13 protein-coding genes are annotated in these 14,424 nt (G+C 70.8%); 11 read left to right on the top strand and 2 right to left on the bottom strand.

What is annotated here, in order from left to right; genetic code table 11:
• Positions 1 to 54 precede the first annotated feature (54 nt).
• The 9 genes from Ate02nite_RS15370 (at position 55) to Ate02nite_RS15325 (ending at position 9,671) form a co-directional block, all read left to right on the top strand.
• Positions 55 to 969, top strand: a complete 915-nt coding sequence (locus Ate02nite_RS15370) for an amidohydrolase family protein (protein ID WP_203805903.1) — start codon at positions 55 to 57, stop codon at positions 967 to 969.
• Complete coding sequence (locus tag Ate02nite_RS48775) at positions 966 to 2,891, top strand: thiamine pyrophosphate-dependent enzyme (protein WP_239147429.1); 1,926 nt, start codon at positions 966 to 968, stop codon at positions 2,889 to 2,891. Before Ate02nite_RS15370 ends, Ate02nite_RS48775 begins: the two co-directional genes overlap by 4 nt.
• A 354-nt stretch (positions 2,892 to 3,245) precedes the next feature.
• Entirely contained in the window at positions 3,246 to 4,292 is a 1,047-nt protein-coding gene (locus Ate02nite_RS15355; RefSeq protein WP_203805901.1) for an Ldh family oxidoreductase, read from the top strand.
• A 276-nt stretch (positions 4,293 to 4,568) separates the two neighbouring features.
• A complete protein-coding gene (locus Ate02nite_RS15350) occupies positions 4,569 to 5,228 on the top strand; it encodes a response regulator transcription factor (protein ID WP_203805899.1) in 660 nt (219 codons plus the stop codon).
• Complete coding sequence (locus Ate02nite_RS15345) at positions 5,225 to 6,364, top strand: sensor histidine kinase (RefSeq protein ID WP_203805897.1); 1,140 nt, start codon at positions 5,225 to 5,227, stop codon at positions 6,362 to 6,364. The genes Ate02nite_RS15350 and Ate02nite_RS15345 overlap by 4 nt, the downstream gene beginning before the upstream one ends.
• Positions 6,365 to 6,389: 25 nt before the next feature.
• On the top strand, positions 6,390 to 6,872 hold the full coding sequence (locus Ate02nite_RS15340; RefSeq protein ID WP_203805895.1) for a hypothetical protein: 483 nt from the start codon (positions 6,390 to 6,392) through the stop codon (positions 6,870 to 6,872).
• Positions 6,869 to 7,843: a peptidoglycan-binding protein gene (locus Ate02nite_RS15335; RefSeq protein WP_203805893.1), complete on the top strand. Its 975-nt coding sequence runs from the start codon at positions 6,869 to 6,871 to the stop codon at positions 7,841 to 7,843. Before Ate02nite_RS15340 ends, Ate02nite_RS15335 begins: the two co-directional genes overlap by 4 nt.
• Positions 7,840 to 8,496 (top strand): ABC transporter ATP-binding protein, encoded by a 657-nt coding sequence (locus Ate02nite_RS15330; protein ID WP_203805891.1) that lies wholly within the window; start codon positions 7,840 to 7,842, stop codon positions 8,494 to 8,496. Before Ate02nite_RS15335 ends, Ate02nite_RS15330 begins: the two co-directional genes overlap by 4 nt.
• A complete protein-coding gene (locus tag Ate02nite_RS15325) occupies positions 8,493 to 9,671 on the top strand; it encodes an ABC transporter permease (RefSeq protein WP_203805889.1) in 1,179 nt (392 codons plus the stop codon). The genes Ate02nite_RS15330 and Ate02nite_RS15325 overlap by 4 nt, the downstream gene beginning before the upstream one ends.
• A gap of 2 nt (positions 9,672 to 9,673) precedes the next feature.
• On the opposite strand, the gene Ate02nite_RS15320 is transcribed toward Ate02nite_RS15325, so the two are convergent.
• Positions 9,674 to 10,153 carry a MarR family winged helix-turn-helix transcriptional regulator gene (locus Ate02nite_RS15320; RefSeq protein ID WP_203805887.1) on the bottom strand — a complete coding sequence of 160 codons (480 nt, stop codon included), beginning with the start codon at positions 10,151 to 10,153 and terminating at the stop codon, positions 9,674 to 9,676.
• Between the two features lie 80 nt (positions 10,154 to 10,233).
• Between Ate02nite_RS15320 and Ate02nite_RS15315 the strand changes: the two genes are divergently transcribed.
• Positions 10,234 to 11,049 (top strand): alpha/beta fold hydrolase, encoded by an 816-nt coding sequence (locus Ate02nite_RS15315; RefSeq protein ID WP_203805885.1) that lies wholly within the window; start codon positions 10,234 to 10,236, stop codon positions 11,047 to 11,049.
• A gap of 74 nt (positions 11,050 to 11,123) precedes the next feature.
• Here Ate02nite_RS15315 and Ate02nite_RS49430 read toward each other — a convergent pair whose 3' ends face one another.
• Positions 11,124 to 12,938, bottom strand: coding sequence for a phosphatase PAP2 family protein (locus tag Ate02nite_RS49430; protein ID WP_275422882.1), 1,815 nt, complete (start codon positions 12,936 to 12,938; stop codon positions 11,124 to 11,126).
• A 145-nt stretch (positions 12,939 to 13,083) separates the two neighbouring features.
• Here Ate02nite_RS49430 and Ate02nite_RS15305 point away from each other — a divergent pair, with 145 nt between their 5' ends.
• Positions 13,084 to 14,418 carry a jacalin-like lectin gene (locus Ate02nite_RS15305; RefSeq protein WP_203805883.1) on the top strand — a complete coding sequence of 445 codons (1,335 nt, stop codon included), beginning with the start codon at positions 13,084 to 13,086 and terminating at the stop codon, positions 14,416 to 14,418.
• Positions 14,419 to 14,424 lie beyond the last annotated feature (6 nt).

Genomic DNA, 14,424 nt, shown 5'->3' with positions numbered 1-14,424 from the left:
TTTAGCGTCGAAATCCAACCGGCCGGGACCGGCCGGCAGAGGAAGGAAGAGCCCATGTTCGTCGTCGACTCCCAGGTGCACATCTGGAAGGAGGAGACCCCGGACCGCCCGTGGGTCCCCGGGGCCCGCGAGCGGATCCGTCTCAACGGTCACCGCGAGGACCCGTTCAGCTATGAGGAATGCCTTCAGCTGATGGACGAGGCCGGCGTCAACCGGGCGCTCATTCTTCCGCCGTCGTGGGAGGGCAACCGGATTGATTACGCCCTGGAGGCCTGCGAGGCGTACCCGGAACGCTTCGGAATCATGGCGCGCATTCCGCAGAACAAACCCGAGGAGGGTACGGCGATGTTGCGCGACTTCGCGCAGAATCCGCACATCAAGGGCACTCGGCTGACCTTCCACCGCCCGCAGGACCGGAACTGGATGATCGACGGCACCAACGACTGGTATTGGCCGATCGCCGAGGAACTGAACATCCCCACCATGGTGCACGCGCCGGTGTGGAAGGCCGAACTCGGCCAGATCGCCGGACGCCACCCCGGCCTGAAGATCATTATCGACCACATGGGCATCATGGCTCGCTGCGTCGACGACGCCATCGGTTACTGGGTGCAGGAGACCGCTGACCTCTACGAACACCCCAACATCTACGTCAAGGTCTCGGCGTTGCCCGGCTATTCGACCCAACCCTTCCCCAACCTCAACATCGAGAAGTACGTACGGGAAATGGTCGACAAGATGGGGCCGGAACGCTGTTTCTGGGGCACCGACATCACCCGGCTGCTCGGCCACGGGCTCAGTTACGTCGAGACCATCGAGCAGTTCACCAAGCACTTCGACTTCACCCCCGAAGAGCTGGAGTGGATCATGGGCCGGGGCATCTGCGAGTGCCTGGACTGGCCGATCACCTCGCCCTCGCCCTCGCCGTCGCCGTCGCCGTCGCCCTCGCCTGCTGAGCCGGCGAAGTGACTGTCGGTACGGACGGCGGCGACGCCGTCGTCGACGCCCTGGCCGCGGCCGGGGTCGACTACATCTTCTCCTCGCCCGGCTCGGAGTGGGCGCCGGTGTGGGAGTCGATAGCCCGCCGGCACCGGGACGGCCTGCCCTGCCCCTCCTACCTCGACCTGACGCACGAGACCGTGGCCGTGGGCATGGCCACCGGCTACGGCCTGGTCACCCGGCGCGGCCAGGGGGTGCTGCTGCACGCCGGCCCCGGCCTGCTCCAGGGCTCGGTGGCCATCCACGGCGCGCTGCTGGCCGGGGTGCCGATGGTGGTGGCCTCCTCCGAGTCGACGACCTATGGTGACGGGCCGGGACCGGATCCGGGTGGCCAGTGGTACCGCAACCTGTCGGTGGTCGGCGGCCCGCACACGATGGCCGCGCCGTTCACGAAATGGGCCACCCAGGCGGCGAGTGTGCACACGTTGCCCACCATGGTGACCCGAGCCATGGAGCTGTCTTCTAGAGCGCCGGCCGGCCCGGTCTACCTGAACATCCCGCTCGAGGTGCTCCTGGAGCCGTGGAGTTCTGAAACGGTCCAGCCGGTGGTTACCAAGGGCTCGACCGTGAGTTCTGCATCGGACATCGCCGCCGTTCTAGAACTCATCCGCGCGGCGGCCAACCCGGTGATCGTCACCGAGACGGTCGGCCGGGAGGCGGACGGCATGGACGCGCTTGTGGACTTCGCCACCGCGTTCGAGATCCCGGTAGTCGAGCCCAACTCGGCGGTGTGCGCGAACTTCCCCCGCGACCACGCGCTGCACGCCGGCGGTGACCTGGAACCGTGGGTCGACGCGGCCGACCTGATCCTCCTGGTCAATTGCCGGGCCCCGTTCTACCCGCCGTCACGTAAGCCGGCCCACGCGAAGATCGTGGTGATCGACGACGTGCCGCAGCGCCCGCACATCGTCTACCAGGTCCTGCGAGCCGACGCCTACCTGGAGGGCGGCGTAGCCGCAACGTTGCGCGAGCTGGCAGCGCAGGCCGGCGAGGCACCCGGCCGCCCCGGGGTGACCGACCACCACGCGATCGAGGTAGCGGCAGTCCGCGCCGCCGAGGAAAAGGCCGCAAGGACCGGAGCCGCTGGGACCGGGGCTGCCGATGCCGGGGCTGGCGGGGCCGAGGCTGGCGGGGCCGAGGCTGGCGGGGCCGGGGCTGGCGGGGCCGGGGCTGCCCAAGCCGGGGTCGTTGGGGTCGGGGCTGCCCAAACCGGAGTCGTTGGGGCCGGGGCTGCCCAAACCGGAGCCGTTGGGGTGGAGGCGGCCCAAGCCGGGGTCGCTGGGGCTGCGGCGACCCAAGCCGGGGCCGCCGGGACCAGGACGGCCGGAGGCGCCGGGATTGATCCGGTGCACGTCGTGGCCGCGCTGCGCGAGCTTGCCGACGACGCGGTCTACGTCGACGAAACCATCACGCACAGCCGGGTGGTGCAGCGGCACCTGCAGCTGTCCCAGCCGGACTCCTACTTCTACGTGCAGGGCGGGCTCGGGCAGGGCATCGCGGTGGCGCTCGGCGTCAAGCTCGCCGTCGCCGACCGGCCGGTCGTGCTGACCATCGGCGACGGCGCGTTCCTCTACAACCCGGTAATCCCGTCCCTGGCCGCCGCCAAGGACAACGGGTTGCCGCTGCTCATCGTGATCTTCAACAACCACGAGTACCGCTCGATGAAGATGAATCACCTGCGCTTCTACCCGCAGGGCGCAGCCGTGCAGACCGGCGAGTTCCTCGGCAACGACCTGTCCACCCAGCCGTCCCTGTCGTCCTTCGCTGAGCCCTTCGGCATGCACGGCGAGACCGTAACCACCACCGCCGAGCTGGCCCCGGCCCTCGACCGCGCACTCAAGTCCGTGCGCAACGGCACCACCGCGATAGTCAACGTCCACGTCTCCCGCTGACCCAGTCTCGGCGCCAACCGTCCCGCTGCCTCCGCCAGCATCGACCGCTTTCGCCGACACCAACCACCTTTGCTGGCGCCGGCCGCTTTCGCTGGCACCAAACGACTTTGCTGGCGCCGGCCGCTTTCGCTGGCACCAACCGACTTTGCTGGCGCCGACCCGCTTTGCTGGCGCCGCCGCTTTGCCGGCACCAACCGACTTTGCTGGCGCCGACCCGCTTTGCTGGCGCCGACCCGCTTTGCTGGCACCGACTGCCTTTACTGGCGCCGACCGTCCTCGCGCCGGCGCCGATTCGCCCTCGCACCTTTTTCTCGCGCCGACTTCCACTCGCGCTGATCCCCTGGAGCGTCACCGATGCCAGTTGTGATTCCGGCCCCTGAGCTGCGTGATTTCGTCACTGCTCTGTTCCGGACGGCCGTGCCCGATCCGGCCCAGGCCGCCATCATCACCGACGTGCTGCTCTGGGCCAGCCTTCGCGGCGTCGACTCGCACGGGGTCGCCCGGGTGCCGCGCTACCTGGAGCTGCTCGACTCCGGGGAGGCCAACGCGACGCCGTCGCTGGTGTTCGCCGGCAGCGCCGCCGGCGTCACCGTGCTGGACGCCGACCGGGCTCCCGGGCCGGTCGCCCTGACGACCGCCGCCGCTGAGGCGATCAGCCGCGCTCGGGTCGGCGGCATCGGCGCGGTCGGGGTCCGGCGGACCGTCCACACCGGGGCGGTCGGCTACTACACGTCGCAGATCGCCGCCGAGGGCCTGATCGGCATCGCGTTCGTGGCCGGCATGCCCAACATGAGCTACCCGGGGGTCACCGGGGCCGCGGTCGCCACCAGCCCGCTCGCCATCTCGGTGCCTGCCGCCGACGGCCGCCCGCCGGTGCTGCTGGACATGGCCACCGCCGGCATCGCGCTCGGCAAGATCGCCCAGTACCGCAACGCCGGTAAGCAGCTGCCCGAAGGCGTGGCGGCGACCGCCGACGGCACCCCGACCACGGATCCGGCGCTGGCCAAGATGCCGCTTCCGCTGGGCGGGGCCAAGGGCGCCGGCATGTCGCTGGTGTTCGAGCTGCTCACCAGCGTCCTGGTGGGTGCGCCGATCGTGTCGTCGTTCCACTCGGACGACCCGCAGGGCCGGGCCCACCGGCAGAACGCCCTGATCATCGCTCTCGACCCGGCCGCGTTCGGCGACCCGGCGGAGTTCGTCGCCGCCGTGACCGCGACCCTCGACACCCTGCACGGCCTGCCGAAGGCGAACGAGGACGCCGACATCCGCTATCCGGGCGAGCACAGCGCCGGCGTGGCCGCGTCCCGGGCCGCGAACGGCATCCCGGTGAGCCCGAAGGTGTGGGCCGAACTCGAGGTCGCCGCCGACAAGCTCGGCGTCACCCCACCCACGCCGGTTTGATCGCCCGCCGTCGGCCGCGTCAAGCCGGCCGCGGGCGCGCCCGCCATGCTGTCCGCGGCGCGCCCGCCATGCTGTCCGCGGCGCGCCCGCCATGCTGTCCGCGGCGCGCGCGTCGCGCCGTGCCGCAGCGCACCCGTCGCGTTGGCTGCGGCGTGCGCGTCATGTTGACTGTCAATATGGCATCAACATGTTGATGGGGAATACATGCGTCAATGTTGATTCAGTCAACACGTTGGTGTGACGGGGGTGTGACTGGGGCGTCCGTACGCTGGCGGGGTGAGAGTCCTGGTGGTTGAGGACCATACCCGGCTGGCTGCGTCGGTGGCTCGGGTGCTGCGGCGTGAAGGTATGGCGGTTGACGTCGCCTATGACGGTGGTGCGGCGCTTGAGCGGACCGCTGAGACTGACTACGACGTGGTCGTGCTTGACCGGGATCTGCCGGGGGTGCCTGGCGATGAAGTTTGCCGGCAGCTGATGCGGGAGCCTTTGCGCACCCGAGTCCTCATGCTGACCGCGGCCGCCACCATCGCCGACCGGGTGCACGGCCTCACCATCGGGGCGGATGACTACCTGCCGAAACCGTTCGCCTATCCCGAGCTGGTGGCCCGGATTCGGGCGCTCGGGCGCCGGGCGCAACCCGCGGTGCCGCCGGTTCTGGAGCACGGCGACCTGACCCTCGACGCCAGCCGCCGGGTCGCCACCCGGGCCGGGGTCCGGCTGGCGCTGAACCCCAAGGAGCTGGGCGTGCTGGAGTGCCTGCTGGCCGCTAATGGCCGGGTGGTCTCCGCCGAGGAACTGCTGGAGCGGGTCTGGGATGAGGCCGCCGACCCGTTCACCAACACGGTGAAGACCACCATGAACCGCCTTCGGTCCAAACTGGGCGAGCCGCCGCTCATCGAGACGGTCGCGCGGGCCGGCTACCGGATCGCGGCATGACGGTCCGGCTGCGCCTTACCCTCCTCTACGGCGGGCTCTTCCTGGTCTCCGGCGCTGTCCTGCTGGCCATCACCTACCTGCTGGTGGCGCACGGCGGCGCGAACCTGCTGATGTCGTCGCGCAGCACCACGCCGACCGGGCAGACCGTCACCACCTACCTCGTCGGCGGACTGCCGGACAGCGGTCGACTGCCTGAGGCGGAACAGCGGGTCACCGAGGCTCTGCAGCAGATGGTCGCCCGGCAGAAGGCCGACTTCCTGCATCAGCTGCTGGTCAAGTCGGGACTGGCGCTCGCCGTGATGGCGGTCGTCGCGGCGGTTTTCGGCTGGCTGATGGCTGGGCGGGTGCTGCGTCCGGTGCAGACCATGACGACTCGCATTCAGCGGATCTCGGCGCGCAACGTGCACGAGCGGCTGGCCGTCGCCGGGCCTCGGGACGAGTTCAAGAACCTGGCTGACACCGTGGACGGGCTGCTCGGCCGGCTGTCGGCGGCGCTCGACTCGCACCGGCGGTTCGTCGCCAACGCCGCGCACGAGCTGCGCACGCCGCTGACCCTGGAACGGGCGCTGTTGGAGGAGACCGTCCTCGACCCGGACGCGACGGCCGCCGACTTCCGGGCCCAGTTCGCCGAACTCATGGTGGTGAGCGACCAGCAGGCCCGGCTGCTCGACGCGCTGCTGACCCTGGCCACCAGCGAACGCGGCCTGGACCGCCGGGAACCCGTCGACCTGGCCGAGGTGACCGGCGAGGTGCTCCGGGCCACCGCACCCCGCTTGACAGGGCTGGACGTTCACAAAGACCTGCGGCCTGCCCCGATCACCGGCGATCCGGCGCTTGTCGAGCGCCTGGTGGCCAACCTGATCGACAATGCGGCGAGCTACAACATCCCAGGCGGGCGGATCGAGGTGACGACCGGCGACCATGGGCTCGCGGTGACCAACACCGGGCCGCCGGTTCCGCCGGAGATGGTGGACCGGCTGCTCAGCCCGTTCCAGCGGCTCGAACGGACCGGCGACGATGGCCACCACGGCCTCGGACTGTCCATCGTGCAATCCATTGCGGTGGCCCATTCCGCGGAATTGACGGTGCGCGCCCAGAAGTCCGGTGGGCTCGCGATCGGTGTGTCCTTCGTGTGACCGGCCGGGGCGTAGAACAATACGCATGCCAGCACATAAAAAAGTATTTCTCGCGGCCGTTCTTCTGCTCGCCGGGTGCGGTCATCACGACGCAGTCGGACATAATGGCGACAAAAACTTCACACAATCCCTTGCGTACGCGGAATGCATGCGCGAAAGCGGCGTCCCGGATTTCCCCGACCCGGTCCGCAACGGCAACGGTATCGAGGTCAGCGTGCCGAAGGGCACCGACAAGGCGGCCCTGACCAAGGCCGAGGAGGCCTGCCGGGACAAGCTCCCGCAGGGCGAGGCGGACGACCAAGGCGGCGGCGTCGACTCGGCCAAGCTGGCCGACTGGACGAAATGCATGCGCGCGCAACTGCCGAACTTCCCGGACCCGACGGTCAGCGGAAATACCATCACCATCACCCTCAAGGGCACCGGAATAAAGGGCGAATACGAAAAGGCCCGGAAGTCCTGCGAATCGCATGCTCCGGGCGGTTCCATGCGGACGGTGGACGGGCAATGAGAAAGCGCCGATTGCTGATGCCGGCCATGACGATCACGCTCGGAGGTGCACTGTGCGGCTGCCACGGCACCAGCCCGGCGAGCGTGGCCGCCACTGCGCCCCCGGCCACCGCCACGGTAGAGCGGCGCACCCTGAGCCGGGGCGAGAAGGTCGGCGGCGTTCTGGGCTTCGGCGCGGTGTTCCCGGTGCCGGCTCAGAACGGCAGCGGCATGCTCACGTGGCTGCCGGACGTGGGTGACGTCCTCGACCGCGGCGACACCGTCTACCGCGTCGACCAGGTGCGGATTCCGCTGCTGTTCGGGACCATCCCGCTCTATCGCACCCTGTCGGACGGGAGCAGGGGCGCCGACGTGCGGCAGCTCGAAAGCAACCTCGCCGCCCTCGGCTACCGCGGGTTCACCGCCGACGGCGAGTACAGCAAAGCCACCGTGGCGGCGGTGCGCCGCTGGCAGACGGACCTGGGCCGAAGAACCACCGGTGTGGTGAAGCCGGGCGACGCCGTGGTGTCCGCAGGGGCACGTCGCGTCGCCGAGCTCACCGGCACGGTCGGCACCACCGCGGCCGGGATCCTGCTCAAGTGGACCGCCACCACCCGGGTCGTCGACGTCGACCTGGACATCGACTATGCCGACCTGGTCAAGCCGGGCACCGCCGCGACCGTCGAACTGCCGGACGGCACCACCACCCCGGCGCGGGTCACCCACGTCGGCACCCCGACCGCCAAGGCCCTGCCGGTCGAGCTGAGCGTGCCGGACCGCAAGAACCTCGGGAAGGTCACCGTCACGATCACCACCGAGACCCGCCGGGACGTTCTCGCCGTACCCGTCAATGCCCTGGTCGCCCGGTCCGGCGGCGGCTATGCAGTCGTCGCCGGGACAGGCGCCGTGCCGGTCACCACCGGGTTGTTCGCCGACGGCTACGTCGAGGTAACCGGGGTCAGCGAAGGAATGGCCGTGGAGGTCCCGCGATGACCGAGCCGATCGTCGAGATGGCCGGGGTCTCCAAACGGTACGGCGACGTGACCGCTCTGCACGACGTCGACCTGCGCATCGAGCGGGGTGAACTGCTCGCCGTCGTCGGGCCGTCCGGGTCCGGCAAGTCCACCCTGCTCAACATCATGGGCACCCTCGACCGGCCGACCTCCGGGACCCTGCGCCTGGACGGGTTCGACGTCGGCGCACTGACCGACCGGGCGGTCTCCGCCCTGCGCGCCCGCACCATCGGCTTCGTCTTCCAGCAGTTCCACCTGGCCCGCGGCGTGCCCGCGCTCGACGTCGTCGCCGACGGCCTGCTCTACAGCGGCCAGCCGCGCGGCTACCGGCGGAGCGCGGCCGAGGCGGCCCTGCGCCGGGTCGGTCTCGGCCACCGGCTGACCCACCGGTCGCACCAGCTCTCCGGCGGCGAGCAGCAGCGGGTGGCGATCGCCCGGGCGGTGCTCGGCGACCCCCCGCTGCTGATGGCCGACGAACCCACCGGAAATCTCGATTCGCAGGCCGGTGGGGTAGTGATGGACCTGCTGCGCGAGCTGTGCGCGGGCGGAACGACGGTCGTGATCATCACGCATGACCGGGACATCGCGGCCGCGCTGCCTCGTGCGGTCCGGATCCGGGACGGCCGGATATGAGGCTGTCGCTGACGGACGTCGTACGCGTAGCCGGTTTTGGTCTTCGTTCTCGGCCTTTGCGGGTTTTTCTGTCGGCGTTGGGCATCGCGATCGGCATCGCGGCAATGGTCGGCGTGGTCGGCATCTCCGCGTCGTCGACCGCCGAGCTCGACCGGCGGCTCAGCGCGTTCGGCACCAACCTGCTCACGGTGGCGCCCGGCCAGTCGATCGGCGGCGTGAACGCGCGCCTGCCGGACACCGCGATCGGCATGATCGCCGCGATGCCCGGCGTCGAGCGGGTCTCCGCCCTGGGCCGGACCGAGGCCAAGGTCTACCGCAACGACCACCTCCCGCCCGAGCAGACCGGCGGCATCACGGTCTTCGCGGCCCGGACCGACCTGCCGGCGGTGGCCGGCACCCGGGTGACCAGCGGGGCCTGGCTCAACGAGGCGACCGCGAACTTCCCGGCGGTGGTGCTGGGCGCGGCGGCGGCGGACCGGCTCGCGGTGGTCCGGACCGGACCGGGCGAACTGGTCTGGCTCGGCGGCCGGTGGTTCGCCGTGGTGGGCATCCTGGCGGCCAACGACCTGATCACCGACCTGGACTACGGCGCTTTCGTCGGCTGGCCGGTGGCGGCGGCCGAGCTGGCCTTCGACGGCCGTCCGACCACGATCTACGCCCGCGCCCGGGAGAACGCCGTGACCAGCGTGCAGCCGCTGCTCGGCGCCACCGCCAACCCGGAGGATCCCGGCGAGGTCGACGTCTCCCGTCCGTCCGACATCCTGGCCGCCCGGCAGGAGACGTCGAAGACGCTGGGCGCACTGCTGCTCGGCCTGGGCGCGGTGGCGCTGCTGGTCGGCGGGGTCGGGGTGGCCAACACCATGGTGATCTCGGTGCTGGAGCGCCGGTCGGAGATCGGCCTGCGCCGAGCGCTGGGCGCCACCCGGGGTCAGATCCGCACCCAGTTCCTGTCCGAGGCGCTGCTGCTCTCGCTGTTCGGCGGGGCCGGCGGGGTGGTCGCCGGGATCGGCGTGACGGCGGTCTTCGCGACCGTCCAGTCGTGGACGACGGTGGTGCCACTGTGGGCGATGGCCGGCGGCCTCGCCGCGACCGTGGTGATCGGCGGCATCTCCGGCTTCTACCCGGCCCTCCGGGCCGCCCGGATGTCGCCCACGGAGGCCTTGGCGACGACCTGAGCTCAGATCGATTCGCCCAGGTCCCGGGTGATCCAGCCAGGCGTGTCGAAGCGTACGGGCACCGCGCCGACCAGCGCCGCCAGTTGCTTCTCCAGCAGTTCCAGCTCGGGCGCGCCGATCTGCTGGGCCCACTGGCCGCGGAGTTCCTCGAAGATCGCCTCGCCGGTGCGCAGCACCTCGAAGCCGAGCTCGGTGACCACCAGGCGTTTGCGCCGGGCGTCGCGCGGGTCGGTGGCGCCGGCCACGTAGCCGCGCTCCTCCAGGACCGCGATGGTCTTGGCGGCCGACTGCTTGGCGATCGACAGCCGCCGGCTCAGCTCGGCGGCGGTGTCGGCGCCGTCGGCGATCGCTCGCATCGCGAAGTCGTGCACCGGCCGGACGTCCTCGTGGCCGCGCCGGGCCAGTTCGGCGGTCGCCGCGTCCACCAGCGTGCGGAAGCCGCCGAGCAGCAGCAATGCGAGATCAGCACCCGAGCGAGCCATGGAGGCAGATTACCGTCCTGGACGAACGACAGCCTGGCTGTCTATAGTTCGACAGTCAGGCTGTCGATTTGAGGAGCGTCATGACCACCCATCACCACGCCGAGGTCAACGGAACGTCACTGCACTACGTGTCGGCCGGGTCGAGCGGCTCGCCGATCCTGCTGGTGCACGGCTTCCCGGAGACCTGGTACGCCTTTCACAAGCTGATTCCGCTGCTCGCGGCGCACCACCGGGTCTTCGCGGTGGACCTGCGCGGCTTCGGCGACTCGGCCCCGGGGAGCGTCGACAGCGCGACCGCGGCGGAAGACCTGCACGGGCTGATCGAGCACCTGGGCGTCGGCCCGGTCCACCTGACCGGGCAGGACATCAGCGGGGGCACGGTGTTCCGGCTGGCCGCCACCCATCCGGCGGACGTGCTCAGCCTCACCGCGATCGAGACGGGCCTGCCCGGGTACGGGTTGGAGGCGCTCGCCGACACCTGGTACATCAGGGTCCTGACCGCGCCGGGCGTGCCGGAGATGCTGCTGGCGGGCCGGGAGGCGGAGTTCCTCCGTAACACCTTCCCGGGGGCGTTCACCGAGGACGACATCGAGGAGTTCGCGCGCACCTACTCGCGGCCGGGCGGTTGGGGCGGCGCGATCGGCCTCTACCGGTCGATGCTGGCCGACGGCGACGAGATCCGGGCCCTGGGCACCCTGAAGACGCCGGTGCTGGCGGTCGGCGCGGCCGGTGGCACGTTCACCGCGGCCACCATGTCGCAGGTGGCCGCGGCAGAGATCAACTCGGTCGTGCTGGATGGGGTGGGGCACTACGTCGCGCTGGCGGCCCCCGACCGGCTGGCCGAGGCCATCGCCCGGTTTGTCCGCGAGGTGGACGCCACCCCCGCCGCGCGCTGAAGTGGCGCGCGGCGGGTTGAGCGCAGCGAGATCAGGCGCGGCCGCGGTTGGGCGCGGCGGTTGGGCTGGCCGGGTCAGGCGCGGCGGAGGCGGACCGTGATCGCCGTGCGGGAGTAGGTGACCGTGGCCTTGAGGCCGGCCGGGGCCACCACCTGGCCGAACTTGCCGGTCACGCGGTGGGCGCGCAGGACGGTCAGGTCGCGGCCGGCGTCGCCGTGGATCTCCAGGACGCTGTGCGTGCCGAGGACCGCGTCGCCGCGCACGTCGATCAGCCCACCTCGGCAGTGCGACGACACCGTGGCCGCCAGGGTGCCGGCCGACTGGCGGTAGTCGCCGCCGAGGCGCAGTTCCTCGGTGACCGCGAGGGTGCCGCCGGCGACCAGCACGTCGCCGGAGCCGAGCGCGGCCGACGAGCCGGCGACCAGGACGCCGCCGGCCAGCGTGGTGCCACCCCGGTAGGAGTTGTCGCCGGTCAGGGTCAGCGTGCCGGTGCCGGACTTGACCAGGCCACCCCGGCCGGCGATGTCGTTGCGCCAGGTGTCGGCGGCGGCGAGCCCGCCGGCCGCCGCGTCCAGGCTGACGGTGACGTCCCGGTCGAACGCGCCGTAACCGTCGGCCGCCGCGAACAGGTTGAGCCGGCCCCAGTTCTCCGGGCCGTCCAGCAGCGGCCAGCCGGCACCGAGCGCGGTGGTGCGCAGGACCTCGCGGCGCTGCTCGGCGCTCAGGTACGGCTGGCGGGTCTCGAGCAGGACCTCGGCCCCGGCCGGCACGGTCATCGGTGCGGTCGAGCGGCCACGCGGCAGCCCGTACGTCAGCTTGGGGTTGACGATCCGCGCGTTGGCGGCCCGGCTGGCGTACGCATCGGTGCCGTCGGCCTTGGCCGTTGCGAAGTAGGCCTGGGCCTGGGCGCGGGCGGCGGCCTTCAGCGCGGCGTTGGCCGGGTCGTTGAGGATCGCGGCGGTCAGCGCGGTGGCCAGGATGCGGCCGCCGATCACGTCGACCGGCGAGTGCATGCCGGCCACGATGCGCGTCTCGGCCAGGTCGAACGCGGCCGTCACCAGCTCCTGGAAGCGCTCCGGAACGGCGTACGCGTAGGCCAGCGCGGCCAGGTGGAAAGCGTTGGTGTGCCCGCTGGGGAAGCCGCCGTCCTCGGCCGGTGTCGTGCTGCGCTGGCGCAGCAGCTGCGGCACAACTTTCACCGGAGAGTTGTAGATCGGGAAGCCCAACTCATCCAGAACTCCGGTGTCGGCGACCTCGCTGCGCTCGTTCATCCGCCACGGGCGGGGGTACTGGTAGGCGGCCTTGCTGGGGTTTCCCGAGGAGTACGAGCCACGCACGGTGTTGACCAGGGTGACCACCTGGCCGAGCGCGGAGGTGGGGGAGCCGGCCCCGAGCGCGGACCCGGCCGGCGCGTCGGCCGGCACCGCGTCGTCGATCTTGGTGGCCGGGGTGCCGGTGGGGGCGGTGGTGATGCCGGTGACGGCGAGCGCGCCGGCTTTGTAGGCGGCGGCGAGCGGGCCGAGGCCGGCGATCGCGGCGTAGCTCTGGTGCTGCCGGTCCTGGATGAACGCGCGGGCCTCGTCGGCGGCGCTGCGGTGCGCGGTGACCCGCACGCAGTAGCGCAGGTTGGCGCGCAGCGCGGGCTCGTCGAGCACGGTGCCGGTGTTCCAGGCGGTGCCGGTCTGCCACAGCCGCTGCATGCCGGACAGGGCCCGCACCGCCGCGTTGGTCTCGGCGGTCAGGTTGCCGGTGAGGTTCGTCTTATAGCTGTCGACGAACGGCAGTGCGGAGGTCGTCGCGGCGAATACGGGCCGGCTGCCCAGCAGAGCGGGGGCGGCGGCGGTGGCGACGGCGGCGCGCAGAAGCGCACGGCGGCTGAGAGCGGGCATGTGTGAATAATTTTCAAACCGGAGGTCACGTTGGCTAACGCCCGTTGGTCGGCTTGTGAATCTTGCCGGAACGTGACCTTTTTTCACCTTGCAAGATAAGTCCAAGCCTTCTCATCGACGGTTGTCAAACCCTACTGTCCGGTACATGTCCCGCATCCGGGCCGGCTTCGCCGCCGCCCTCCTCGTCCTCGCCGGCCTCGCGGTCACCGCCACGCCGGCCGCCGCCGCTGCGAGCGGCACCTTCACCGCCCTGAGCTACAACGTGGCCGGGCTCCCGGAAGGCCTGTCCAGCGCGCCCACCCCGCGCGCCACGGCGACCACCGCCATCGGTCAGCGGCTCGCCCCCTACGACGTCATCCACGTGCAGGAGGACTTCAACTACCACGCCAATCTGTACGCCGCCGACACGCACGCCTACCGCACCCCGACCAGCGGTGGCGCCGGCATCGGCAGCGGGCTGAACACGCTGTCGAGCTACCCCTACGACGGCGACGACTTCGAGCGGGTGGGGTGGAACTCCTGCCAGATCGACTCCGGTGACTGCCTGACCCCGAAGGGCTTCACCTTCATGCGGCAGCGGCTGGCCGAGGGCGTCTACGTCGACCTCTACAACATCCACACCAACGCCGGCACCAACAGCGGCGACCTCTCCTCGCGGGCCGACAACCTCAACCAGCTGACCGCGTTCATCGCCGCGCACTCGGCCGGCAACGCGGTGATCGTGATGGGCGACTCGAACACCCGCTACACCCGGGCCGGGGACACCATCGCCGAGTTCACCGCGGCCAACGGCCTCACCGACGCCTGGGTGAAGATCGAGCGCGCCGGTGTGCCGCCGGTCAAGGGAACCGACGCGCTGGTCTGCGACGAGGCCGCGGTCACCGACACCTGCGAGGTGGTCGACAAGGTGCTCTACCGGGGCAGCAAGTTCATCACCCTCACCGCCACCGATTACCACAACGAGAACGCCGGTTTCCTGGAGACCGGCACCGGGCTGATGCTCAGCGACCACATGCCGATCAGCACCAAGTTCAGCTGGTCGACGAACGCCGCGTTCGCGATGAGCGAGCAGTTCGGCGGGCCGCACGGCGGTTACTACTCCGACATCGACAAGGTGCCGGCGGCCGGCCGGGCGAGCAGTGTGAGCCTGCGGGCCGGCAGCCGGGTCGACCAGATCGGGCTGACCCTGAGCACCGGCGTGGTGCTGGCGCACGGCGGCACCGGCGGCACCGCGAAGTCGCTCACCCTGGCCAGCACCGAGTACGTCACCGCGGTGAAGCTGTGCCAGGGCAAATACAGCAACACCACCCGCATCTTCTACGTCCAGTTCACCACCAGTGCCGGTAACACCCTGGCCGGCGGCACCACCACCAGCGACTGCGTCACCCGCACCGCACCCAGCGGATGGCAGGTGGCCGGCTTCCAGGGCCGGGCCGGCGACGAGGTCGACAAGGTCGGCTTCATCTTCACCAAGCGGTAGGTTGCG

It is taken from the genome of Paractinoplanes tereljensis, assembly GCF_016862435.1.
Taxonomy (GTDB): domain Bacteria; phylum Actinomycetota; class Actinomycetes; order Mycobacteriales; family Micromonosporaceae; genus Actinoplanes; species Actinoplanes tereljensis.
This window is presented reverse-complemented; position numbering and strand designations above follow the sequence as displayed.